Source organism: Streptomyces sp. NBC_01549 (assembly GCF_026339955.1).
Lineage (GTDB): Bacteria > Actinomycetota > Actinomycetes > Streptomycetales > Streptomycetaceae > Streptomyces.
In genome coordinates this window covers 431940-456936 of sequence record NZ_JAPEPW010000003.1, presented here as the reverse complement: position 1 = coordinate 456936, position 24997 = coordinate 431940, and the positions used below count along the sequence as shown (strand labels likewise).

General features: G+C 67.1%; 18 protein-coding genes and 3 pseudogenes. 5 read left to right on the top strand and 16 right to left on the bottom strand.

Annotated elements, in window-relative coordinates; translation table 11 throughout:
• Positions 1–27: 27 nt before the first annotated feature.
• Positions 28–992: pseudogene (locus OG819_RS48270) on the bottom strand (transposase).
• A gap of 412 nt (positions 993–1404) precedes the next feature.
• Positions 1405–1800, bottom strand: a complete 396-nt coding sequence (locus OG819_RS48265) for a VOC family protein (RefSeq protein WP_266656034.1) — start codon at positions 1798–1800, stop codon at positions 1405–1407.
• A gap of 192 nt (positions 1801–1992) precedes the next feature.
• Between OG819_RS48265 and OG819_RS48260 the strand changes: the two genes are divergently transcribed.
• Positions 1993–2808 (top strand): transposase family protein, encoded by an 816-nt coding sequence (locus OG819_RS48260; RefSeq protein ID WP_266656517.1) that lies wholly within the window; start codon positions 1993–1995, stop codon positions 2806–2808.
• Positions 2809–2995: 187 nt separating this feature from the next.
• The gene (locus OG819_RS48255) at positions 2996–3646 is read left to right on the top strand and encodes a tetratricopeptide repeat protein (protein ID WP_266656032.1); all 651 of its coding nucleotides are present in this window, start codon (positions 2996–2998) and stop codon (positions 3644–3646) included.
• Between the two features lie 207 nt (positions 3647–3853).
• Here OG819_RS48255 and OG819_RS48250 read toward each other — a convergent pair whose 3' ends face one another.
• Both OG819_RS48250 and OG819_RS58865 read right to left on the bottom strand, forming a co-directional pair.
• Positions 3854–4579 carry an IS6 family transposase gene (locus OG819_RS48250; protein WP_266637918.1) on the bottom strand — a complete coding sequence of 242 codons (726 nt, stop codon included), beginning with the start codon at positions 4577–4579 and terminating at the stop codon, positions 3854–3856.
• A gap of 61 nt (positions 4580–4640) precedes the next feature.
• Positions 4641–4913, bottom strand: a complete 273-nt coding sequence (locus tag OG819_RS58865; RefSeq protein ID WP_323138060.1) for a hypothetical protein — start codon at positions 4911–4913, stop codon at positions 4641–4643.
• A gap of 7 nt (positions 4914–4920) precedes the next feature.
• On the opposite strand from OG819_RS58865, the gene OG819_RS48245 reads away from it, so the two are divergent.
• The 3 genes from OG819_RS48245 (at position 4921) to OG819_RS48230 (ending at position 7796) form a co-directional block, all read left to right on the top strand.
• Positions 4921–6687 carry a toxin C-terminal domain-containing protein gene (locus tag OG819_RS48245; protein ID WP_323138224.1) on the top strand — a complete coding sequence of 589 codons (1767 nt, stop codon included), beginning with the start codon at positions 4921–4923 and terminating at the stop codon, positions 6685–6687.
• Complete coding sequence (locus OG819_RS48235; RefSeq protein WP_266637916.1) at positions 6684–7547, top strand: hypothetical protein; 864 nt, start codon at positions 6684–6686, stop codon at positions 7545–7547. Before OG819_RS48245 ends, OG819_RS48235 begins: the two co-directional genes overlap by 4 nt.
• A gap of 99 nt (positions 7548–7646) precedes the next feature.
• The gene (locus OG819_RS48230) at positions 7647–7796 is read left to right on the top strand and encodes a hypothetical protein (RefSeq protein WP_266638792.1); all 150 of its coding nucleotides are present in this window, start codon (positions 7647–7649) and stop codon (positions 7794–7796) included.
• Between the two features lie 244 nt (positions 7797–8040).
• Here the strand turns inward: OG819_RS48230 and OG819_RS48225 are convergent.
• The 12 genes and pseudogenes from OG819_RS48225 to OG819_RS48170 all read right to left on the bottom strand — a co-directional run.
• Positions 8041–8937: pseudogene (locus OG819_RS48225) on the bottom strand (IS3 family transposase); the annotation flags it as partial.
• 30 nt (positions 8938–8967) lie between these two features.
• A pseudogene (locus OG819_RS48220) lies at positions 8968–9404 on the bottom strand (IS30 family transposase); the annotation flags it as partial.
• A gap of 73 nt (positions 9405–9477) precedes the next feature.
• Positions 9478–11280: a group II intron reverse transcriptase/maturase gene (gene ltrA / locus OG819_RS48215; protein WP_266647716.1), complete on the bottom strand. Its 1803-nt coding sequence runs from the start codon at positions 11278–11280 to the stop codon at positions 9478–9480.
• 626 nt (positions 11281–11906) lie between these two features.
• On the bottom strand, positions 11907–12683 hold the full coding sequence (locus OG819_RS48210) for an IS30 family transposase (protein WP_266656030.1): 777 nt from the start codon (positions 12681–12683) through the stop codon (positions 11907–11909).
• 200 nt (positions 12684–12883) lie between these two features.
• Positions 12884–13525, bottom strand: coding sequence for a hypothetical protein (locus OG819_RS48205; RefSeq protein WP_266637912.1), 642 nt, complete (start codon positions 13523–13525; stop codon positions 12884–12886).
• On the bottom strand, positions 13525–17115 hold the full coding sequence (locus OG819_RS48200) for a S8 family serine peptidase (protein WP_266656028.1): 3591 nt from the start codon (positions 17113–17115) through the stop codon (positions 13525–13527). The genes OG819_RS48205 and OG819_RS48200 overlap by 1 nt, the downstream gene beginning before the upstream one ends.
• Before the next feature lie 229 nt (positions 17116–17344).
• On the bottom strand, positions 17345–17518 hold the full coding sequence (locus OG819_RS48195) for a hypothetical protein (protein ID WP_266637908.1): 174 nt from the start codon (positions 17516–17518) through the stop codon (positions 17345–17347).
• 110 nt (positions 17519–17628) lie between these two features.
• Positions 17629–20571, bottom strand: a complete 2943-nt coding sequence (locus OG819_RS48190) for a LuxR family transcriptional regulator (protein ID WP_266656026.1) — start codon at positions 20569–20571, stop codon at positions 17629–17631.
• A gap of 288 nt (positions 20572–20859) precedes the next feature.
• Positions 20860–22407 (bottom strand): ISKra4 family transposase, encoded by a 1548-nt coding sequence (locus tag OG819_RS48185; RefSeq protein ID WP_266637904.1) that lies wholly within the window; start codon positions 22405–22407, stop codon positions 20860–20862.
• Positions 22404–22841 (bottom strand): hypothetical protein, encoded by a 438-nt coding sequence (locus OG819_RS48180; protein WP_266656024.1) that lies wholly within the window; start codon positions 22839–22841, stop codon positions 22404–22406. Before OG819_RS48180 ends, OG819_RS48185 begins: the two co-directional genes overlap by 4 nt.
• 84 nt (positions 22842–22925) lie before the next feature.
• Positions 22926–23621 carry an IS6 family transposase gene (locus OG819_RS48175; protein WP_266637900.1) on the bottom strand — a complete coding sequence of 232 codons (696 nt, stop codon included), beginning with the start codon at positions 23619–23621 and terminating at the stop codon, positions 22926–22928.
• 534 nt (positions 23622–24155) lie between these two features.
• Positions 24156–24965, bottom strand: a complete 810-nt coding sequence (locus OG819_RS48170; RefSeq protein ID WP_266656022.1) for a hypothetical protein — start codon at positions 24963–24965, stop codon at positions 24156–24158.
• Positions 24966–24997: the final 32 nt, after the last annotated feature.

Below are 24997 nucleotides of genomic sequence, written 5' to 3'. Positions count from 1 at the left end.
TGAGTAGAGAACATCCCAATGCCGTTGTCAAACCGCAGGTGCGACACTCGGTACGGACTGATAGCACACTCCGTCACGGATCATCGCCCACAGGACGTTCACCCTCCGCCGCGCGAGCGTGATCAGGGCTTGCTTGTGCCCCTTGCCCTCGGTGCGTTTGCGGTCGTAGTAGATCCGCGACGCCGGGCAGGATTTGAGGCTCGCCATCGCCGACAGGTAGAACACCCGCAGCAGGCCGCGGTGGTAGCGCCGCGGGCGGTGGTGGTTGCCGCTGATGCGGCCGGAGTCGCGGGCAGCGGGGGCCACGCCTCCGTAGCCGGCAAGACGGTCGGCGCTCACGAAGGCGGCCATGTCGCCGCCAGGGTCGCGGCGCCGCGGACCTTCCGGTTGCGCAGCCAGGTCTCGATGCGCTTCGCGCCGGCACGGCGAATGGCGCCCGGTGTCTGATATCCGGTCAAGAAAATGACGGGGCCCTTGTTGGTCAGGTCCAGCGCGCGTTCCAATGCCGGGAAGAACTCAAGCAGTTGGGCGCGGAGCCGGTTGATCTGGCGGGTGCGGTCGCTCGCCAGATCGGTGCGGCGGGTGGTGAGAATGCGCAGGTCGACAGCTATCTCGTCGCCGGGCCGCAGCAGGCCCAGGTCACGGCGCATGCGAGCTTGGTCGGCGATGACGAAGGTGTCCTTGGCGTCCGTCTTGCCCTCGCCGCGGTAGGTGCCGGAGGCACGGTGCACGGCCAGGCCGGTGAGGTAGGCAATGGGCTGACCGTGGTTGAGCAGCAGACCGATCAGCAACGCAGCACCACCGTGGTTGACGTCCACCGCCCACAGCACTTCCTGGTTGATGTCCAGGACGTCGCCGATCAGCTCCAGCAGGGCCGCCTCGTCATTCAGGACTCGGCGGGACAGCAGACGTTCGCCCCGCTCGTTGATCACCACACAGTGGTGATGCTCCTTGCCGATGTCCATCCCGGCCCAGATCTGGGGCACGGCCACCTCCGTCAGCTCATCGTCAGTCCATCCCGCAGACGACCTCGCCGACGTAGTCCTACAGAGCGATCAAGTCGCGTATCCCCATTGGCGGTCGAGTCGTCGCGAGGCTCCGGGCGGCCATGTTCTCTGAGCCATCCCATCGGCTCCTCCATGACAGCCATACCCGGAGCCCCCGGGGCCCACCGATCTTACGAATGACCAGCGGAAACCCACGCTTGAAAGGTAGGACTCCATGATCTTGGAAGCCCGTGCCTGCCACGTTCTGAGGCGCCACCGAACTGACAGACCGCCACGAACCGGGCTCTGCACGACAACGCCGAAGCCCTGCCTGCATGACAAGGTGAAGTCGCCTCGAATGAGGTCTTCTCGGCAACGTAGCGGTTGCGGTGTGTGACGGGGTGCGGGTGCCCGCGGCCTAGGTCTGCGGTGCCAGGGTGCGTAGGACGTCGAACTCGTTGCCCTCGGGGTCTGCCATGACTACCCAGTTTCGGTCTGGGCCCTGGCCCACGTCCGTCTTGGTGGCGCCGAGGCCGAGCAATCTGGTCACCTCGTCCTCGGTGCTGCCGTCGATCGGGCTGACGTCGAGGTGAAGCCGGTTCTTCACAGTCTTGTCCTCGGGCACCTGGATGAACACCAAGGTGGGCGGCATCTGGCGGGCCCGAACATCCTCGATGGTCGGCATCCAGGAGCCGATCTCGACCTTGCCCTCGCTCCGGTCGATCACCTTGAAGTCCAGGACCTCGCACCAGAAGGCCGCGAGCCTCTCCGGATCGTGGCAGTCAACGACCAACTCGGTGAACCTACTTGTCATGACTCTCCCAGATAGTGCGGACGGGACTCAGAGTATTGGCCCGTGCCGCCCGTCCGACAGATCCGCGATCTTCCTGGCTGGCCAGGCCATCAGCCGGGCTTGATCCGGCATCAGGTACGCGAGAAGCCCCTGGTAGGAACAGGTCTGCGAAGATCACGTTCCGGAACCCAGAGGCTTCACGCGTTGACCAGTATCACCTACACCGCAACACTCGACGTCGGCAGGGAGACCGCCGAGACTCTCGCCCAACTCTTGCGCGAGCACCGCGAACGGCTCGGCACCCGCAGGGGGACCCGCGCTCTGGGCGTCTTCAAGCAGGGTGTCCTGGTGCTGCGGTGGTTCGTCGACGGGACCCGGCTGGCCCAACTCGCCCGGGACAACGGGGTCTCGGTGCCCACCGCGTACCGCTACTTACACGAAGGGCTGACCGTGCTCGCCGACCACGCCCCGGATCTGTCCACCGCGCTGGAACGGGCGGCGGCCGCCGGCTACACCCATCTCAACCTGGACGGCACCGTCATCCCTACTGACCGCGTCGCCGCCCCCGGCCCCAAAGGCGCCGACCTCTGGTGGTCCGGGAAGCACAAGCACCACGGCGGCAACGTCCAGGTCATCTCAGCCCCCGACGGCTGGCCGATCTGGGTCTCCCCGGTCCGCCCCGTCCGCGAGCATGACACCACCTGCGCCCGCACCCACGGCCTGGTCGACGCCCTCAACCGGCTCGCATCCACTCTGGACATTCCCACCCTGACCGACCTCGGCTACGAGAACGCCGGCGACGGCTTCCGTCACCCGGTCAAGAAGCCCAAGGGCAGCGAACTCGACGACGAGCAGCAGGCGTTCAACTCGGTCATCCGAGGCGTCCATGCGGTCGCCGCGCGGGCCAACGCCCTGCTCAAGGTCACCTTCAAGGCCCTGCGCCGGGTCAGCCTCGACCCCAGCGGCATCACCCGGATCGCCCGAGCCGCCCTCGTCCTGCTCCAGCTGGAACACGGCCGCACCGCCTGACCGAAGATCACGAACCGTTACCGAGAAAGATTCAATGAGTTGCGATGTCTGAAGCCCTGTGCAGGTCAGGGGCTTGTCGCTTACTGAAGGTGTTGTCCTGATCGGGGCGTTGCAGGTCGCGGCGGTACCGGAGGGGGTCGTTGTAATTGACCGTCATAGCGTGCGCTGGTGATCGTACGATCACCGCATGACTGCGGACACGAGAATCAAGCAGGCTGAAGTCCTTTACGAGCGAGCCGTCTTCGGCGGTGACAGCGGCGCGTTGGTCACTGCTGACGTGGGGCTCGATGCGGTCGAGGCAGACCTCGCCCTGGCCCGTGGCCGCCTGATCCATGCTCGTTTCCTGGACGAGCGGGTCGAAGACGCACGCGAGCTGGAGCTCTTTGAGCGCGCAGCAGAGCTGTACAGGCGGATCGGCGATGTCCGGGGAGAGGGCGAGGCGCTGTTCTGGGCCGGCACCTTTCACCAGGTGGTCCGCGACGACACGCAGACAGCCTTGCCTGCCTTCACATGCGCCCTCGATCTCGCCACCCGGGCCGATGACCAGCTGACCATGTCCTACGCCCTTCGACACCTTGGCTTCGCTGAGCACATGGCCGGACGGCTGGACGCGGCACGAGCGCACTTCGAAGAGTCCACCCGCTTGCGTCGCACGCTCGGGTTCTTGCCGGGGGTAGCGGCAAACCTGATCGCACTCGCGCAGCTGGCCGTCGAACAGAATCAGCGGGACGATGCTGCGGCGCTGCTCAAGGAAGCCATGGGGCTGGCCGAGAGTACCGATTCCGACGGCGTCCTGCGCTGGGTGGCGGACGCCCGCGAGAGGCTCAACTTGCAGTAACAGCGTGTGGCGCTTGGACTCTTCCCGACAATCCGTTGAGCAGGGAGCGGACGAGAGCCGCCGGTCATCAAGGCGGCGGCTGGGCCGGGGGCCGACATCGACCGTACGGTGGCGGGCATGGGCAGGGCCGGCGTTGTCACGTTGTTGGGTGTGTGGGTGTGTGAAGGCGTGTCGGGGCGTGGTGGGGTCCGCGGTCAGGGCTTGTGTTCAGGCCGTGGTGGGCCGGCTGGCAGCGCCGGTGACGTGGTCCCAGATGGCGAGGCGGATGGTCATCTCGGCTCGGTGTTGGGATGCGGTCATCAGGTGGCGGTGGGGTCGGAAGTGGGGTGAGATGCCGCTGAATGCGGACAGGAACTGCTGGGCCGCGCCGACGGAGCGGAAGCCTTTCATCGCGCGTTCACGCTGCCTGGTGGGCTGGTGGCTGTTCTCGGCCCGGTTGTTCAGTCCCTTGTGGGAACGGTGCTCGACGGAGGGCATGACCTCACGGTGAGCGGCGCCGTAGGAACGCAGCTTGTCCGTGATGATCACCCTCGGCACCGCCCGGGTCTTCTTCATCAGGCGGCGGAAGAAGCGTCGGGCCGCGGCTTTGTTGCGGCGGTTCTGGACGAGGATGTCGAGGACGTTGCCGTCCTGGCCGACGGCCCGCCACAGGTACTTCAGCTCCCCGTTGATCCTGACGAACACCTCGTCCAGGTGCCACTTGTCTCCAGGTCGGGGCCGGCGTCGGCGCAGTCCGCTCGCGTAGGCCTGGCCGAACTTGGCGCACCAGCGGCGCACTGTCTCGTAGGACACGATGACGCCGCGCTGGAACAGCAGCTCCTCGACCTCGCGGAAGCTGAGCGGAAACCGGAAGTACAGCCACACGCAGTGGGATATGACCTCGACCGGGTACCGGTGCCCCCTGTACGACGGCGACGCGCTCCCCACGGACAACCCCTCCCAGCGTGATCAACCAGAAGATCATCCCACCCGGTCAGCCAACGTGACAGCGCCCCTACACCGCCTCCGGCCAGCGCAAGACCGAGAAACAGAACACCGGAACGCCAATCACCACGACCTCCTGCGACGACACCGCCCGCCTGCACGCCCTCACCGCCACGACAACCACCGGCACCTGCACCGGGCTCACGACCCAGTACCAGTACGACGACACCGGCAACACGGAAAAGCGCGTCAAGAAGGCCGGCTCCACCACCACCCAGACCCTCGCCTGGAACGCGGAGGGCAACCTCACCCGCGTCACTGACGACACCGCGGCAACGGCCACCAACTACCTGTACGACGCCGACGGCGAGCTCCTCATCCGCCGCAACAACGCCACCGACGGCGAAACCGTCCTCTACCTCGGCGCGACTGAGGTCCATCTCAAGACCGGTAAGAAGTGGGCCAACCGCTACTACACCGCGGCCGGCGCCACCATTGCCCTGCGCACCAACGAGTCCGGCACCTCGAAACTGAGCTTCCTTGCCGACGACCAGCACGGCACGAGCTCCATCGCCGTCACTGCCGATTCCACCCAAACCCTGAGCAAGCGCTACACCACACCGTTCGGCACGAGCAGAGGCCAGACAACCGGCGTCTGGCCGGACGACAAGGCCTTCCTCGGCATGTCAGCAGACTCCGGCACGGGCCTGACCCACATCGGCGCCCGCGAATACGACCCGTCCACCGGCCAGTTCATCAGCGTCGACCCCCTGCTCACCCTCGACCAGCATCAGTCGCTCAGCGGCTACGTCTACGCCAACAACAACCCCACGACATTCAGCGATCCGTCAGGTCTGGGCGTCGATGACGGAACCGGCCACAGCGAACCGCACCACGGCCGCGGTAGCGGCAACCAGAGCCCGACCCCGGGCATCCCCGCCGGGGGGACCGGTCCTGGCGGTTGCTACCACCAGTGCGGGGCGAGCAGCAACGGGGCGAGCAGCGAAAGCGACAGTGGAGTCATCGGCGCCAACCGCGACAGCGTGCGCTACGCACAAGAACAGATCTACGCCGCTGTCAGTGACCTTGCCGCCACCCCAGAGCAGCGGGAGGCCTGGCTCGGCGCTTACCGCTCCGAGATGCAAAAGCAGTACGAGAGCGGCTGGATGGTCGACGCGAACACAGCCATCGCGGAGGCAACGAACGTCTGCTTTGTGTACAAGGAAATCGGCTGCTCTCAGGAGATGAAGGACTACTTCGAAGACGTCGAGAACACGCGCGTGCAAGGCGTCGGAAGCTACGAAAGCGCCTTCGTAGATGCCGCAGTCCAACTGAAGGTTGGGAAAACAGACTTGGGCCGCGCCCTGAGCGCACGCTCCTGCAAGTGCTTCCTGGCCGGAACCGACGTCCTTATGGCCGACGGCGCCACCAAGGACATCGAGGATATCCAGCTCGGCGACAAGGTTCTATCCACCGACCCCGAAACCGGCAAGAGCGGTTCACGTGAGGTCACCCGTCTCATCGTCACTGATGACGACAAGCACTTCAACGAACTCTCCCTCGCTACGGAAGACGGCGTCGAAAAACTGACGGCGACCCACGAACACCCCTTCTGGTCACCGTCCGAGAAGCGCTGGATAGAAGCGCGTCACCTCGCACCCGGTACAACTTTGCTCACCGGCGACGGCGATCCTGCCATCGTGACGGCGAACAGGTCGTTCACCAAGCGTGCTCGCACCTTCAACCTCACTGTCGAGGGCCTGCACACGTACTATGTGCTGGCGGGCGAGACCCCGGTCCTCGTACACAACAGCAACTGCAATCTCAACACGCTCACACGTGCGCAATCCGACGATATTGCGAAATATCTTGGATATACGAAGACCAAGAAGTTGTCTGCAGGAAAGACCCCAATTTGGGAGAATAAGAAAGCCGGAGGTGGTCAGCCTAAGTCCATCACCTTCGACCGGACCGGACACAATAAGGAAGCCGTATTCAAGGGCTCAAATGACCGGAATCCGTTCCAGTCGACCAAGGACTCGGCCCGAGACGGAACCTACGGACTGGATATCGGGCCGAATGGAGAGCTGCGGGGACTCGAATGGCTGAAGAAATGAGCAAGGAGCTGATCGTCAGCCCTCGCAGTGAGCGCGTGCGAGAGGAGTTGGCAGACGCAGGTGCCTGGAGTTCGTATGCGGCGGAACTGCGCCAGGTGCTCGGAGCGGTGATCGAGAAGAGTGGCGTTGACTTCCTAGAGGTCGGCGAGCTACTGGTGAGTGAACCCCTCCCTGACAGGCACCTAGGCCTTTACAACGGTGCGGAGGTCCAGTTCCCGCAGGCGATTGACCTTGTCGAGGGAATGGCAGCCGGGCGCGGGCCGTATTGTCAGCTTTCCATCCCGGGGCGGCTCCAGATCGAGTCGGGATGGGACGGGGCTGTACACCTCTACACGACACGAGCGGTAGCCGCCGATCTGGCGGGGCTCCATGGCGAGGGCGTGATTCTCCAGTGGCGCGACGCAGCTCCTGAGTCCACAGAGATCTCGAAGCCCGTCGATGCTGTCGCGGACGAGAGTTTCTGGGCGACGGTGGCGGAGGGCTCCGAGCGCTTCACCTTGTTGTGCGAGCGCTGGGCGTACGGCGCTTACGGGTGCAGATGGTTCCGCGTGACTCGGCAGAACGCAGCCGAACTAGCCCGACTCATGCGGCCACGCTCACTGGTCTGCGTGGCTACCGAGCCGGAGTTGCAACCCAGGCCTGAACTACTGGAGGACGACTTCACCGCCTTCGTAGGCCCGCTGCTGCCCGGCGAGTTGGCCTACCGGGCCTACCCCGGTGGCGCCGATACGCTCTCCGAGGTCACGGGTGAGGGTTACTCACTCATGCTGGCGGACAGAGTGATGGGCGATTGGTGCGCCGTGGTACCGGACTCGGACGGGGTGAACAGGGCACAGTGGGAGAGCCCAGGGGAACCGTAGTCCGATAGCTGATGCCCTGAACTGAAGCTCCGCCAGAAAAGAGGGCGGATTCCAAGGTCGTTGCAACACGTGGTCGGTTGATCAGGCTGCGAGCAGTTTATGCAGGCGCTCGGCTGGGGTTTTCCAGCCGAGCGTTTTGCGTGGTTGGCGGTTGAGCTCGGCGGCGACGGCGTCGAGGTGCTCGCGGGTGCGGCCATCGTCGGCCGCCTCACCTTCGGCGGCGGTGATTACGTGCAGGCGGCGGTATAGCGAGCACTCGCCCGGCAAGACGGGACATCCTGGGGAGCCGCAACCGCAGCCGCAGCCGAGGATCGTGCCGGCTACGAGCGCACGCCGCAGCCTAGATGAATCCGAGATCTCAACGATCTATCAAGGTCGCTGAGGCCGTGTTCGCGCGTTGCCCAGCCATCGCGGGTGGCTGACGAATCCCCCAATCCGGCGCTGTCACGTTGAGGGGCCTCGCGTTTTCCGGACAGGCTTCTGACCGTTTATTTCACGCGGCGATTCGCAACTTCTCGTGCTCGGCGTGGACTTCGCGCGGAGGGCGGTAACCCACCGCTGAGTGGAGGCATTTGCGATTGTACCAGAATTCGATGTAGCGAGTGATGTCCTGCCGGGCCGCCTCGCGGGTCAGGTAAGTCACCCTTGATACACGCTCGTTCTTCAGGGCGCCGAAGAATGATTCGGCCATGGCGTTGTCGAAACAGATCCCGGTGCGGCCGGCAGATCTGCGGATCCCGAAGCGGTCCAGCGTCCTCCCGAACTCGGCTGACATGTAGTTACTTCCGCGATCCGAGTGAAATATCGCGTCGGCCGAGAGGTTCCTATTCCGTGCCGCGTTACGGATCGCCCTGGATATCAGTGGGGTTTGGTAGTGGTCGTCCATCGCGTAACCGATGACTTCCTTCGTGCAGCAGTCGATGACCGTCGCGAGATACAGCCAGCCTTCCCCGGTCGCGATATAGGTAATGTCGCCGACGAGCTTTTTGCCGGGCGCATCCGCGGCGAAGTCGCGGCCGACGAGGTCCGGCACTTGGCCGGCCGCAGCCTGAGTGAGGTTGAACCTCTTCGGCCGTGGCAGGCAGGGCACCAGGCCCAGCTCGCGCATGAGGCGGCGGACCAGCTCCACGCCCGCGGCGACGCCCCAGCGGTGCAGCTGGGCCTGAATGCGGCGGTGCCCGTAGGTGCTGTCGGACATATCGAAGGCTTTCTCGATGAGCAATTTCAGTTCTTCGCGCCGCTGAGCTGTCGCGGATTCCGGGCGGGATCTCCAGTCGTAGTAGCCGGATCTGGAGACGCCGAGTCGGCCGCACATGAACTCGACGCTGTATGCGTACTTCTCGGTGTCGAGCCGCATCTCGTCGATGAACTCGTACTTGCTTGCTACCGGGGATCCTTCGCGAAGTACGCTGCGGCGGAGTCAACCGGTTGATGCAACAGCTGCCGCGAGCCTATCAGCGGGAGTTTCGAACCCGAGGGTCTGCCGGGGGCGGGTGTTCAGCTTGCGACGGCATCCAACTCGGCCTGGGAGTATCCGGACAGGTCGGTTCCCTTGGGAAAGTACTGGCGGAGGAGTCCATTGGTGTTCTCATTCGATCCCCGCTGCCAGGGGCTTTTCGGATCGGCGAAGTAGACCTTGACGTCGGTGGCCATCGTGAACCGCTTGTGGTCGGCCAGCTCAGTACCCCGGTCCCAGGTCAGTGAAGTCATCAACCCATCGGGCAGATAACGGACTTGATGACTCAGTGCGGAGATCACACTGGTGGTGTCCTTGCCTGCGACCCGGACGAGCATGACGTAGCGGGAGTGCCGTTCGACCAGTGTCGCGATATGACTGTTCTTCGCACCGGTGATCAGTCGGGTAGCGGGGACGCATTACTGCGTCCCCGCCCCCTCAGAACCGTGCAAGCAGCTATTCACCGCACACGGCTCAAGCAAGTCCCGGAGGCTCGCTGGCAGGCAAAAGTGCTGGTCTCGTCATCGCAGCGGCTCCATTCCGCCGTTGACAATGGGTGTGGAGGAGACGGAGTCGTTGACCGTCCGGCGTGCTCCAGTTCCGGAAGGCGATGTATTGCTTGGAGATCGCCTTCCGGATGACAACCCGCCACGCTTCCCATTCTCCTGGGCTTTGCGGCGGGTGGTCGGCGTGCAGCAGGAGCCCTCCGCAGATCGAGCAACGGCCGTGCTGTGCCTGTAGTAGACGCACGGTCATAGCATCGACTGGTAAAGGGGTTCCTTTGCGGCGACGCTGAGCCCAATAGGATTCCAGAGCAGGGTCGTCCGGGGACGCCTTCCCCTTGACTAACTGGTGCCGGACTATCTTCGTCCAGGAGAACTTGAGCAGGTAGGCGCCGCTGTCGCGGTCACCGAACACCCACCGGTCGTTCCTGGACTTGTTGAACCGGCCGAAGTACTTGTCGGATATCCAGTGCTTCGGCTTGTTCGGATGGCTGTGTTTGGCCCACTTGTAGGCGAGCTTCCACATGTGATTGTCCAGCGCCGTGAAGATCTCGCTGGACACCACCGTCCGGTAATAGGCTGACCAACCCCGCACGATCGGGTTGATCTTCTTGAGTACCGCACCGGCGTTGGCCCCTCGCAGGGCCACCATTTCGGTGCTGAGCCGTTCCCGGATCCGTCTCTGAGCCGCTCTGCTCGGCTTGATCAGCAGTTTGCCGTGATAGCGGCGGACGTTGAACCCCAGGAAGTCGAACCCGCTCTCCGCGTGGACGATTCGTGTCTTGTCCTCGTGGAAGGCGAGTCCCCTGGGCGTCAGCCATGCAGCCAGCCGTTCCTTGACCTGTTCGGCCTGTTCACGACTGGTGCACATCGCGACAAAATCATCTGCGTACCGCACCAGCACGGGGCTGCCGCTCTGTGCACTCCCGACATCTCTGCCGGTGGTGTAATAGCGGACCCCTGCGGCTTCCTCCATCCCGTGCAGGGCCACGTTGAAGAGCAACGGGCTGATCACCCCACCCTGCGGAGTTCCCTCCTCGGTCGGGGCGAACCGACCGCGATTCACAACCCCGGCCTTCAGCCACTGACGGACCAGTCCCCGGGCGGGGAAGGTGCCGAGAGCGGCCATGAGCCGATCATGGTCGATGCGGTCGAACGCCGCCGTCAGGTCTGCGTCGAGTACCCACGCACGCTGCGGGTTCTTCCCGTTGAGCGTGGAGTAGATGGCCCCGATCGCGTCGTGACAGCCGCGGCCGGGCCGAAAGCCGTACGACTTCGGCTCGAACCGCGCTTCCCACTCGGGCTCCAATGCTCCCAATGCCACAGTTTGCAGACACCGGTCAACAATCACGGGAATTCCGAGTCCGCGCTTCTTCATGGTCCCCGGTTTGGGGATAAACACCCGCTTGACGGGCTTGGGAATCCACGGTCGGGCGCGATGCTGGACCCATTTGACCAATGCGGCCTTGGACTGGGAAAGCAACACGACTTTTCCGTCGACTCCCGCCGTCGCGCGTCCAGCATTGATCTCCGTGACCCGTCGCACGCTCAGGAGCGTGTTCGAGCGGGACCGGAGCATCAGCTTCTGCAAATTGCGGACCTTCTTCAGGTCCCCTGCCTGCGATGCCGTGAAGATTCTCTGCCGCAGACGCCGTACGTCCTCCTCGACCCGCCGCCAGTCAATCGACGCCCAGTCCAAGTCTTCGCCCTCGGGTCCGTTCACCGGCACAGAAGCAGTCGGAAGGGCCGAGGCCGGTTCGTCCGCTATCTGCATTGTGTCCAACTTGCCCCTCGGTTCCGTCGTCGTCGTTCAGTGATTCTCCACAGGCTCACCCGGCCCACGTCAGCACCCTTTCGGGTCCGGGCAGTTCACCCGTATCCGGACGGTTGTGCGGGGCGACCGGCGGAGAGTCCGATCGTCCGCCCCGGGTTCCCGATTCCTTTCGGCTTCCGGCATTGGCTTCTTGGGCCGTCCTGTTCCCGCTGGGGAGTTGAGCCTTCCTTACGGTCGGCTGACCAAGCCAAAAAAAAAGGCCCGGACCCCAACGGGGTTTCCACGTTCCACACGAATGAGATACGACCGGGGTGGGTGCTCCCTTTACCCCGAGGCGACGGTGTCTACCTGGCCGGAGTGACCTCTACCGGCCAGCGCCTGCCGCTTCTCAACGGCTAGCCATACACCCCACTCACACATTCCATCGGCAGGGCTTGGGATCACGAGGCATCATCGGGAGTTCATGTACTTCACCCGTCCGGTCTTCCCCTTGCCGGTAACTCCCGGATGGAACGGAAGTCCTTGGGCTTTCCCCTGAGCTTCGCACCACGCCGTTACCGGCATCGCACGTCAAGGGTGGGGACGGGTCATACGGACACGGACCCGTGACTGCACCTACAGCTTCATCAACTGCCTCTCCAATCGGTCAGTCCACTCAAATTCGTGCAACTTCGTGTCGCACGGTCGCCTTCCCAGTGGCCGGGAACAGCCCGGTCCTCGGCCTCGGCCGGACGCTCGCGGATGGAGACCGCGTCACGGATGCAGCCGCGCTGCTGACCTGCGGTGGAGGCGTTCTTCGAGCGGCGCATCGTGCGTCGGCGGCGCAGATGGGAGACGAGCTCCTTCTTCAGTACGCCTCGAGCCTGGATGAACAGGCTCTTGTAGATCGTCTCGTGAGACACATACATACCGTCCTTGGGCGCGAACGTGCGGGCGAGCCGGCCTGCGATCTGACGCGGCGACCAGTCCTCCTTCAGTTTGCCCGCGACCGTGTCCCGCAGGGCCGGACTCTGTTGCAGCAGACAGGACTTCGGGCGACGGGCATTGCCCCAGGCCCCCTCGTCCGCGCGAGCAGCCCGGTACTTCTCACGCCCGCCGTGACGCCCCACCTCGCGGCTGATCGTGGACGGCGCCCGCCCCACCCGGCCCGCGATCGCCCGGAAGGAGTCGCCGGCGGCCAGACCCCGGGAGATCTCCTCCCGCTCCGCCAGCGACAGCACTCCGGCCGATCGGGTCCTGACCGCCGGGACGAAACCGCCGTTCGCCGCGACCACTCCGTGGATTGACCCGGGCACCTTGCCCAGCGCACGCCCGATCTCGCTCAGCGACTGCCCGTCACGCCATCGCCGCCACACTTCACGCTTCTGCTCGTCCGACAACCCCGGACGCCCGATCCTCGCCACCCAGCAACACCTCCAGTAGCCGTTCTACCTGGGATGTTGCACCGACCCATTGACCTCACCCTCGGCGGTGGGGCCGAACACCGCGCCGACCAGGTCCCGGGTGCCGGTCTCGACACACCCGGCCAGCCCGCCCAGGGATCGGCAAGGGGCGGGACTCGGTCCCGCCCCCTTGCCTGTCGAGCCGCGGGTGGCGGCCGCCGTCAGCGCAGCGTGTACGCCGTGGGAATGGTCTGCCTGACGGTGTTGCCCTGGCTGTCGGTCGCGCTGATCCTCAGTCCGACGCCCTGGGCGGCCTGGTCCCGCCGGGGGTTTTTGATCGTCGTGGTGAACGTGTTCTTTCCCGTTGCCTTCGTGGTCGCCGGGTGCCAGGTGCTGCCACCGTCGAAAGTGGTCTCCGCCTTCAGGGAGGTCACCTTGGGCAGGTCGGTGAGTCGTTGCTGGTAGTAGCCGACGATGGTGACCTCGTGGTTCTCTCCGGCTTTGGCGGTGTTGTCCAGGGCCAGGTCGAAGTCGTAGCGCAGGAAGATCAGCGGCTCCGGGCGGCAGGCCGCCTGGTTGCTGCCTACCGACTCACCGATGCACGGGCTCTGCGTCGGGGCGTCGTCCTTGGTCGCCTTGGCGGAGGTGTACTGCCACACCGTCTTGACGTCGTTGGTCTGCGTTTCGAAGGTGTACCGGGCGGACTTGGCCGGAAGGTCGTACGAGACGAGGTCACCGCCCTTGCAGCCGGAGAGCGCCACCATCGCCGCGGCTGCGAGCAGCAGGAGGGCCCCTCTGCGGCGCCGCGTCGACGGCACTGGGGTGTTCATCGTGTCGGTCTCCTTGGCGGTGTCGGGTGCCATCACAGGGTCGTCCAGTCCACGTCGGGGAGGTGCTCCGTGCGACGCTCGATCGCGTCACCGGACGCGTTCAGCAGGTTGAAGTCGCAGGTGAAGTCGAGGTTCGGCACGCTGGCCGAGGGAGTCGTCCCACAGGAGGGGAGGTCGCTGAAGTCGTGCTGAAGGAGCTCGTCGTTGTCGATGCCGATCAGGGCCTGGCGGCCGCCGCCGCTGTCCGTGAGGAAGAGGGTGGGGTAGAAGGTGTCGCCCTGCCGGCAGCCCGAGCACGGTCCGGTCGAGACCGAGAAGCCGGACTTGGTCCGCACCTCTTGCGCGGCCCCCGGTACGGACGGCCCCGCGTTCCAGTGGATCTCGTTGGTGCCGGTGAGGACGATGTCGTTCATCTCCTGGCGGTTGTGCGTCAGGAAGTGATCCGCTCCGGTCTCGGCCCAGGAGGCGATGAACCGGCTGATGGCGTTCTTCTCCCGCTTGACGAAAACGGACATGGTCTGCTGTGTGGGCGGTTGCGGCAGGGACACCAGCGACGAGGCGATGACGCCCTGGATGGACTGCTTCCAGCTGAGCTGGTGCACCAGTCCGGGCCGTGCCGCGTGGAAGGAAAGGTCGACCCGATCGAGGTCGTCCTTCCCGAGCCGGTAGGCGTTCTGCAGGAGCTGTCCGTTCTCGTGGTAGGTGGCGGTGTACGCCCTCGGCACGGCGTTGCCGCCGAGGCGGATCCGGACGTGGTGCCCGTCGGCCTTGATCCGCTTGATCAGGGCTTCGGCTTGGGCGTAGGGCACGCTCACGATGGGCAGCGTGGCGTACGACTGGATCGCCGGGCAGCTCTGCGGCCCGTCCAGGCACTGGTCGAACCCCGAGGGCTTGCCCAGCGAGGTGAGGTCCGGTGCCGCGACCAGCACGCCGACGGCACCGGCGGCGGAAGCGGCAGCCACCCGTTCGTCCCGCAGCGTGGCGTAGTCACAGGTGCCCTGACAGATGTCGGTCGGCGTCAGCAGGACGAGCTTGCCCCGGACGTCAGCGTCCGCGAGTTCGGCGGCGGACCCGGAGCCGGCGTACACCACCGGCAGTTTTCCCTTGACGGGCAGTCGGGGAACCGGGATCGGGGCTTCGCGGGTGCTCGGGTCCCCATTGTCGCGCAGCCACCCCTGCGACTCGGACAGCGCTGCGTCCGGGGTCACGTAACGGGCGGACAGGCTGGAGGAGGCACCGCCGCCGGTGGCGCGCATGGTGATGACGGGAGTCGTTCCCGCGTTGTAGAAGTCGTGGGTGAGGGTGCCCTGGCTCACCTTGCCGGTGGGCAGCGCCCACCAGTTCGGTTCGGCGGCCTTGTAGTCGAACGAGAGCGTTGTGCCCATCGTCCATGCGCCGGTCTTCGAGACCCGGTTGACGACGTCGGTCGCGTTGTAGGTCTCGGTGGTCTCCGGGTACTGCACGGTCAGCGGCTGGGCCTTGCGCAGGTCCAGCGTGACGGTGCTCGCCTTGGTGAGGCTCACCTCCGGTGCCATGGGTGTGGCCTGCTGCAGGTCGCCGTCCGCGTTCCGCCAGGTGACCGGTATCTGCACCGCGTAGGTGCCGCGGAAGAGCTGCTTGGTCACGGTGTCCGCGCCGAGTGCGAAGGTCTGGCCGGAGTGCAGGTAGACCTGGTCGTCGACCGGGGTGAAGGTGGCGCCGCCGTAGTTGACGTCTGTGGCGCCCGCCGGGGGAACGACTTTCAGGGTGAGCGGGAACTTCTGGGCCTCGAGGAAGGTGTGGATCCTGGAGTTGACCTGTATCGCGCCGGAGTCGTCACGGGCGCTCAGCAGCCCGTTGTAGCTCCCGTAGTGCCCGGCCGTGCCCAGTACCCTGCCGTCGAGCGTCACCGACACCTCGGCGGACCCATGGGCGGGAACGACCACCGTGTCTGTGCTGAGTGTGAACAGTCCTGCCGGGGCCGGGCTGCCGTCGCCGAAGGAGACCGGCAGCGTCAGATGCAACGTGGTCGCGTTGTCGGTGCTGTTGGTGTACGTGATCTTCTTCGTCAGCGCCGAGTGCGGGTAGGTCAGGCGGTCGAAGTTCAGGTTCCCCCGCGGGATGATCTGCGGGTTGGTGGCGGTCGCGAGGTCCACGATGCCGACGCCCTGGGCGTACCGGTCATGTCCCAGGTCGTCGGCGGTGTCCATCAGCAGTGCCTTGATCTGCTGACCGGTCATCTCCGGATGCTGCTGGGCGATGATGGCCGCGGCGCCGGCCACATGGGGCGTGGCCATCGAGGTCCCGTCGGCGGTGGTGTAGTACTGGTCCACCGGCGTACCCATGGCCGTGCCCGCGGCGCGTGCCGCGGTGATGGCGACGCCCGGGGCCGCGATGTCGGGCTTGGCGGCGCCGTCCCCGATACGCGGTCCGCGGTTGGAGAACGTCGCCATCGCGTCGTTCTTGTCGACGGCCGCCACGGTCAGTGCATCGTCGGCGGAGCCCGGGGAGACGACCTTCTTCGCGACGAAACCGGAGTTGCCGGCCGCGACCACGAACAGGGTTCCGGTGGACCGGCTGAGTTCGTTGAGCGCCTGGCTCAGGGGGTCGGTGCCGTCGGTGGGTTCACCGCCCAGGCTCATGTTGACGATCTTGGCCCCCGAGTGGGCGGCCCAGTCCATGCCCGCGATGATCGCGTCGTCGGGACACTGTCCCTGGTCGTCGCAGACTTTGCCCACGAGCAGCTTGGCGCCGGGTGCGACGCCCTTGCGCAGGCCGTTGGACGCGGCGCCGCTGCCCAGGACTGTGGAGGCGACATGGGTGCCGTGTCCGTGGCCGTCCTTGGCACCGCTGGGGCTGCCGGTGAAGTCGACCTGCCCGGCGATGCTTGCGGACACGTCCGGGTGGGTGGCGTCGATACCGGTGTCCAGCACCGCCACCTTCACGCCGGTGCCGTCGTAACCGCGTTTCCAGGCGACAGGTGCGCCGATCTGGGGCACCGACTGCTCGAGGTCGATGTGGGACATGCCGTCGAGCCAGACCTTCTTGACCCTGGCCAGGGAACCGGCGGACCGGGCGGTGGCCGGTGTGGAAGCCGTCTTGCCCCGTACTCCCTGCCACCACTGTCCGTTGTCGGCGATCTTCAGCGAGCGGCCGTTGATGCTCGGCAGTTCCCTGCCGCCCGAGGCCCCGGCGACCTTCCGCGTCGTGTCGGTCGCAGCGGTGCCGGTGTAGGTGACGAGCACCGGCACCGTGTCGCTCTTGCCCGCCGCGGCGAGCGTCACCAACTCCTCGAGGTCGAAGAGCGACCAGTCGAGCAGTCCCTGGCCGACCAGGGCGAGCGCGTCGTCCGGTACGGCGTACACCTTGCCCTGGCGGGTGAGGGTGTGGAACACGACCGGCAGTCCGTCGGGTCGTGGCGTGCTGTGGGTGTCGCGGACCACCGGCTTGCCGTCGGCGTCGACACCGACGTCCACCGCGTCGCCGGTGACCAGCGTGACCGGGACGGATCCGCCGGCCGCGGAGACGATCCGCGCCAGGTCGTCATTGGCAGCAGCAGTCTGTGGGCTCTTCGTCTTCACGACACCCGATGGCGCCGTCTGCGGGGCCGGGTCGGCGGCGTTGGCCGTCGGCGTCGCAAGCATGCCAAAGACGGTCAGGCCGACGGTCACCGCGCCCCAGCGTCTGTTGACGCGCCTTCTTGCGCTTGACCTCATCTATGAGTCTCCCTTGAGAGGAACGACATGGAACGTGGGCACAGGTTCGGGCCGCAGGTCTGCGGCGCGTCAGCGTTGGAGCTCCGGGTGCATACGAGGACGCCGAGCCCCTGCAGCGGACCGGGGCACTCGGCGCCTCGCGCCATGGGCTTTCACGTCAGAGCGGTTCGTACTCGGCGTCGTCGTCGGCACCGGCCCTGCCGCTGCGGCCGGTGGTGACGCCCTCCCTGTCGGACGGCTCCTTGGCCGGCACCGGTTCGTCTTGAGGACGGAGTCCCGGTTCGGGCTGGTCGTCATCCGGCGTGGGCGTCGGTGGTTCAGCGGAAGGCATGGCAACGAGTGTGCGATCAGGCCGGCTGCCGGCACGATCAGTCAGATGCGGGATTTAAAGCCGCCGTTCAGTTCCCGTTTTTTCGTCGTCCGTCTCAAGGCGAGGGGAATTCACTCGTCGTTCAGGGGCCGTGCGGTCAGGTCGCCGACGAGGCACGACTCGACGACCTTGACCGCGAGTGCCGTGCGCGAGGCCACATCCAGTTTGCGCATCGCCGACTTCACCTGGCTGGCGATCGTCTGCGCCGACACCATCAGAACGTCGGCGATCTGCCGGTTGGTCAGTCCCTCGACCACCAGCCGGGCCACCTCCAGCTCACGCGGCGAGAGCCGGTTGCCGTACCCGGGACGCCCCCGGCCGCGCGCCACGGCGAGGACGTTCCCTCCCCGCCCGGTAAGGAACCGCACGATCCGGTCGGCATCGTTGCGGGCGCCGAGTTCCGTCAGTGCCTGCGCCACCTCTGCCAATACGGATAGCGCGGCCTCATCCCGGCCGACCGCAAGCAGGCAGCGGGCGGAGCGCTCCCTCGCGAGCAGCGCGTGGTACGGGCGCGGCAGTGCCTCCCACGCGGAGGCCGCGCGGTCGAACAGCGTGGCGGCGTCCGCCGGGCGGCCCTCGGCCTCAGCCAGGATCGCGCGGCACAGCGTCAACGACGCCTGAGGCGCCGGCGCGTCCCTATCGCCCAAAGCCCCCGCGAAAGCTTTCACCACCATGGAGGCACAGCCGAGCCGACCGGCCGCGGCCAGGGCTGCCATGCGCACCGGGGCGAACTCGACGGTACGGGACCACAGACCGCCTCCCACGGCGATCTCGGCGAGTTCGTCGGTCAGACGGAGCGCCTCCTCCACGTCGCCGTCGTGCAGGCACAGTTGGGCCAGCGCGGCCGCGGCCTCGATGCGCTGCTGATCGTCGCGTCCGGCGAAACGCAGCTGCTCCTTCGCCGCTTGCCGGTCTCCGGCGGCGGCCTGGAGCAAGCCCGCGACAAGCGCCGCCTCGCACCGGTCCTTGAGCCGTACGCCGCTGGTGTCGTCGATCAGGCGTGCCGTCTGCTCGGCGAGTCCCGACCAGGCGCCGGTGAACCAGTCCAGGTGGGCCCGGGAGGAGGCGATGCTGCTGAGATGGGACAAGAGCAGGTGGCGCTCGGCGAGGGTCCTGGCCTTGGCGAGTCGGGCACCGGCCTCCTCGTACCGTCCCCACCGCGCCGCCTCCTCACCGACATTGGCGTGGCCGATCGTGACGATCGACGCCGCCCGCGGATCCGGTACGTCGTCCGGGATCTCCCGGGCCGCGGCCCATCCCGCCTCCTCGCCCAGCGACAGAAGCGCGAACGCGCGATCGGCCGACAAGTGGAGACGGTCGAGGGAAGCGATCGACTGCGCCAGCGGCGGCGCCTCCTGCAGCCACCGCAGGTGCTCCGAGACCGGCCGCGGGTTCCTCCCCAGGGGCAGAGCCAGCAGGATGCGGGCACGCGCCATCTCCGCGGATCCCGGCGGCAGATGAGGCACCGCGAGGAGGATCTCGCCGCGGCCCGCGTCTATCTCACCTCCCGCCATGAGGGCCCGGCCAACCTGGTAGCGGACGAACGCCTGCTCCACCGGCGTGAGGACCTGGCCTGTGAGAGCCGAACGCAGCGATTCGACGATCGGCGAATGTGGGTCGGATCCGGACAGCGCCTGGAACTGGATTTTCGTCACCAGACGTACCAACGCTGCGGCGGGGAGCGGAACGGTGGCGACCAGGCTGTATATCAGCAACGCCGACGTGGCCACGTCGCCCGACTGGATGCACAGGTCGGCCGCTTCCTCCGTGTACCGGCACGCGGCCTCCACGTCCCTGGCCAGCCGGAAATGCCGCGCCAACTGCGCCACCGGAGGCACCGGCCACTGCTCCATGGCCCGGCCCGCCCGCAAATGCATGGCGCGTCGGTCGCCGGCCGGGATGGCGTCATACACCGCATAAGAAGCCAGCGGATGCCGGAACGACCACTGCCCGGATCCGTCCTCGCGCAACAGCCCACTGCCGAGCGCCTCGGCAGCCTGCGTCGCGAACCGCTCCTCCGGCAAACCCGCGACCGCAAGCAGCGTCGTGTACTCGGCCGGCCCGGAAAGCACCGCCGCCGCATAGAGGACGGTGCGGGTGTCGTCGCGAAGCCGCTGGACGCGTTCGAGCATGGCGTCGCGGATCGTGGGCGGAACCTCGATGCGCTTCAGCCGACGTCGCGCCCAGCCGCCGTCCCGGAGGACCAGATCGGCGCGGTCGTGCATCAGCCGTACCGATTCCTCCACCGCCAGTGGTACGCCCTCGGTGCGTGCGTGCAGAAAGGCCGCGAACTCGTTCGATACGTATTCCCCGGCCAGCATCGACGAGACGAACGAGGCGGTCTCACCCACATCCAGCGACCCCGGCGTCAGCCTGACCAGATGCGCGTCGGAAGGCAGCCGCGAGGACAGCCGCAGCAGCAACGAAGCGGACGGCACTTCGTCCCGCCGAAAGGTCAGGACCACACTTACCGGCTGCGGCCGGCGGGAGACAAGGAACAGCAGGAACTCAAGTGTTGCCTCGTCGGCCCAGTGGACGTCCTCCAGCGCGAGGACCGCGACGTCGAGTCGGCCAAGGACCTCGACGAATGCCCGGAACAGCCGGTGCCGGGCGGCGGTGGCGTCCTCCAGCGCCTCCGGAGCCGGAGGCAGGTCGGCGGCCCACTCCGGGAACAACGGCCGCAACGCCCCGCCCAGCCCGCTCAGCCCCAACCCGGCAACGTTGTCGACGCCGTCGCGCACCGCGTCCACCACCGCCCCGAGGGTGTACGGAACCCGCAACTCCAGGCAGGCACCGATCAAGGCATGTCGCCCCCGCTCCGCCTGGGACGCCAGGAACTCACGCAGCAGACGGGTCTTGCCGATGCCCGCCTCACCCTCGATCAAGACGACCACGGGGGCCCGTTGGAGCGCCGATCCAAGTGTGTCCAGTTCACGATCCCGGCCGACGAACCGCGGCGCGGACAGCGCCGGAAGCCGACCACCGCCCTTACCCGTCCCCCCAACCACTGCCATGTCCCCTCAGCCGACCCCCACTACACCAGCGCCGACTCTATCCCTGATCCACAGAGGTGGCGCCGTGGCTTTCACCAGCGAGACTCCGGCACACCGTTCGAGTTGCTCCACTGTGTCCTGTCCCGCCAGGAGAGTTCCGGGCGCGACGGTGCGTGTCCGCGCCTGGCTGGCAACGAGTACGAGACCACCGCACCCCCCAAGCAATGCGCAGAGAACAGTCTCGAATGGTCAACGCTGGTGTCCGGCAGGGAAATTGGGTGGGTGCAGATCTTCTGCGGGTGCTGTCGATCAGGCCGTGGGTATGACCTGGTCGCGGTAGCGTGTCTGGTGGTTGCGGATGAACTCCTGCTGCTGGTGCCAGGCCCAGTAGGCGTCGAAGTCTCCGTTGGCGCGGACGGCACGCAGCTTGAGTACGGCTTCAGCACCGGACAGGCCCCAGCGGGCGCCGGAGATATCCAGGCGGTCTTTGACCAGGTGCCGGCATGCTCCCTCGATGATTCCGGTGGCGATCGGCCAGCCGCGTTCAAGGGCGGTGTCGTAGCGCAGGTATTCGGCTTTGCCGGTCAGGTAGTTCACGGCCTCGTCGATGCCTTTGCGCTGGGTGCCACGCAGTCCGGCGGTGCGGGCGGCTGCCTCGAGTGCGGTGGCGGTCTGCTGCACGCCGCCGCCCAGCAGGACGCGGGCGTGACGGGCGATCCAGCTCTCGGCGGACGCATCGCCGCTGTCGTGCAGGCACCAGGCCGCTCGCCACAGGTATTCGAGCACGTGGATGAGGTCGACGATGATGTGGACGTCCACGCCGCGCTGCTGTGCTTCGGCCTTGATGAGGTCGATCTGATGGCGGGCACCGTCGACCAGGACGACCCAGGGACGGCGGTGGCCGGGGTCGCGGTGCTCTGCCTGGTCGAATACGGCGGCCACCACCTGCGCGGTGGTGTCGTTCACCGAGCCGCACAACCACTTCGACCGGGCCTTCGGCCCCTGGCGGCGCTCGGGCGCCGTGCCGTGGACGGCGTCGTCTTGCTGGTCGGGGTCGGCGATGATGTCGTCGACTGTGCGCGGCGCGGGTTCGGCGTCGTAGACGGCTCCCAGGGTGGCCATCCGTTTCCTGCCGTGTTTCTCGCCGGACGCCAGCCGGGTCTTCATCACGTTGCCCCCCTTGGTGGCCGCGGCCATGGCGGTGTCCTCGCGCAGCGCCTCGGGCCTTATCACCACGCCCTTGCCGTCGACCGACAAGATCAGTGGCGTGGTGTCGGTGCAGGGAGCGGGCACGAGGGCGTCGTAGAACGCGTCGATGTCCGCTGCGGCGCTGACAGCGAGTTCCTGGACCTGCCGGTGCCCGATGCCGGAGCCGGTGACGGCGTTGATCCGCTCGCAGACGTCGGCGAAGCTGCCGCGGGCGGACTCGATCGCGGCGAGCCTGGCCAGCCCGTGCGAGTGCATTGCGTCCGGCAGGTTCAGCACCGCATCGGCCGGGTGCAGGTCCGCTACGCCGGTGCCGCGGTAGGCGATCCGGACCACGGTGACCTTGCCGAACACCGTGGCCAGAATCCGGTGTCGGTCCCGCTCGATCCGGGAGCGTCCGACACCGGCGGCGTCCACGACCTCCTGCCGACGCACCTCGTCCCTGGCCCGCAGGGCCAGGTGGTCCTGGAACAACTGCCGGGCGACCTCGCGCATCCGCGCTCCCAGCATGTCCTCCAACTGCGTGTGCGTCATCACCGTCGCCTCCGGGGCTGCCAGCTCCGCGCACGCCGCGGCGAACAGACCCGCCGAGGTGGCGAAGGCGTCCTCACACTCCGCAAGCGCACCCTGGGCCGGCCCCACCACGCTCACCACCCCTGCTTCCTGCCGTCGACCTTGAACAGCCCGGACGAAGGCTCGGCCAGGATCCCGCGCTCCACAAGCCTCTTCAGCTTCGAGCGCATCCCCTCGATATGCCGCGGCTCGGTCCCCAGACCCAGGTGCTGGCAGACCTCTTTGCAGCGCATCGCCGCCCCCGAGGTTGCGAACAAGCCGATGATCTCCTGGTACTCCGGCGACATCACCGTCACGTCCAGCTCTGCCTCGGCCTTCACCAGCGCCACGGCGACTCCGCCGGCACCCCCACCCGTGGCATCCGTGCCCGGCACCGGCGAAGACGGTGCGGCCAGCACCTCCTCCACCGTCTCCCGCGCAATCTGCAACCGCGCCAGCCGTTCCTCTGCCCGCGACAACTCCTCGGACAGACCAGCGATCTGCTCACGCAGCCGCTCGGCCTGGCCCAGCACCTCAGCCAGCGCTGTCACGTTGTTGGGTGCGTGGGTGTCTGATGGTGCGTCGGGGTGTGGTGGGTCTGCGGTCCGGGCCTGTGTTCAGGCCGTGGCGGGCAGGCTGGCAGTGCCGGTGATCTGGTCCCAGATGGCGAAGCGGATGGTCATCTCGGCTCGGTGTTGGGATGCGGTCATCAGGTGGCGGTGGGGTCGGAAGTAGGGTGAGATGCCGCTGAACGCGGACAGGAACCGCTGGGCCGCGCCGACGGAGCGGAAGCCCTTCATCGCGCGTTCACGCTGCCTCGTCGGCTGGTGGGAGTTCTCGGCCCGGTTGTTCAGTCCCTTATGGGAGCGGTGCTCCACCGAGTGCATGACCTCGCGGTGGGCCGCGCCGTAGGAACGCAGCTTGTCGGTGACGATCACCCTCGGCACCGCCCGGGTCTTCTTCATCAGACGACGGAAGAACCGTCTGGCCGCGGCCTTGTCCCGGCGGTTCTGTACGAGGATGTCGAGCACGTTGCCGTCCTGGTCGACGGCCCGCCACAGGTACTTCTGCACCCCGTTGATTTTGATGAACACCTCGTCCAGATGCCACTTGTCGCCGGGCCGGGGACGGCGGCGGCGCAGTTCGTCCGCGTATGCCTGCCCGAACTTCCCACACCACCGCCGGACGGTCTCGTAGGAGACGATCACGCCGCGCTGGAGCATCAGCTCCTCGACCTCGCGGTAGGACAGAGGGAAGCGGAAATACAGCCACACGCAGTGGGAGATCACCTCGACCGGGTACCGGTGACCCATGTACGCCGACGGCACAGGCAACACCAGCGATCCCCTCCCAGCATGATCAACACAGAGATCATCCCACCCAGTCAGCCAACGTGACAGTGCCCGATCATCACCTGGGCACCCGGTGCTGACGCTGCGGACTCGGCTGATGTTGCGATCCCTGGCCGGCCCGGTGGCCTCCCGCCACATGTCGATGCGGGCGTAGGCGGCCACCTTCACGCCGAGGTTGCGATCCCCGGCCGGCCCCGAGGCCGACCGCCTCGACTCGCACGTGCCGTGCACGGTGAAGCTGCTGACATTGCGATCCCCGGCCGGCCCGGCGGCCGACCGCCACGCGGATGTAGAGCGCGCCGAGGTCCCGGGAGAACCAGTTGCGATCCTCGCTCGGCCCGGAGACCGGGGGGATGCGGGGACCGGGCCCACCCCGGTCCCTCCACCGGGGTGGGCCGAGCGGGACCGCCCGTCACCCCCACTTCGGCCGACCCAGGGCGGGGGCCTCGCCAGCCACCGGGGTGGCGGGCCCCGGAACCGTCCGGCGGAGCGCGTCTAGGACTTCGGCATCAGCGGCGGGATGCTGGTCGGTGCCGCGCCGGGCAGGCCCGGGATGCCGGCGCCGGGCGAGGGCGGGGTGACCGGGTGGCCGAAGCGGTCGCAGGTCTGCGGTGCGGTGGGCTCCAGCACCTGGGACTCGGCGACCCGCTTGGTCGGGAACGACACCGACTGGCCGATGAGTCCGCCGCTGTCGATCTCCGACGGCAGCTCCCTGTCGGTGAGTGCGGCGCCGGTGTAGACCGCCCGCAGGTAGCCGACGCACGCACTCGGCTCGACCGATCCGGTCTTCTTCGGGGCGTGCAGGTGCTTGACGGCGCGGCCGTCCAGGCCGATGTGCCCGCGCCACTGCGGTGCGAGGCTGAACGCGTAGTGGCCGGGGTCCGACGCGCCCGCGCCGATGGAACGGTAGGTGATCCGCCAGTACTGCACCTGGACGGTCACCGAGTCGCAGAGCGGGCCGTTGAAGCCGGTGAGGGCCTTGTTGAACGGGACGTCGCCCCACGTCCCGGTCGGCGAACCGAGTTGCAGGTTCTCCACCCAGGCGGCGGCCCGCAGATCGCTCCAGCCCCGGTCACGGTGGCAGCCCGCGGCGTCCGTCGGATACGGCGGCGGGGGCGTGCTCCGGGCCGAGGACGACGTGCCCACCGCCGGCGAACCCGTGGCGGAGACAGTGGACTCGGCCGGGGCCGGGCTCGCCGCCGAGTCGCCGTCGTCCGGGCCGCCGCCCGAGCAGCCGGCCAGCAGCAGTCCCGCGGCGGCCAGTGCGGCCACCCGGGACCGGACGCCGCCATAAGGTCGGTTCACACATTCCCCCTAGCCCCGTACCGAACACCCCG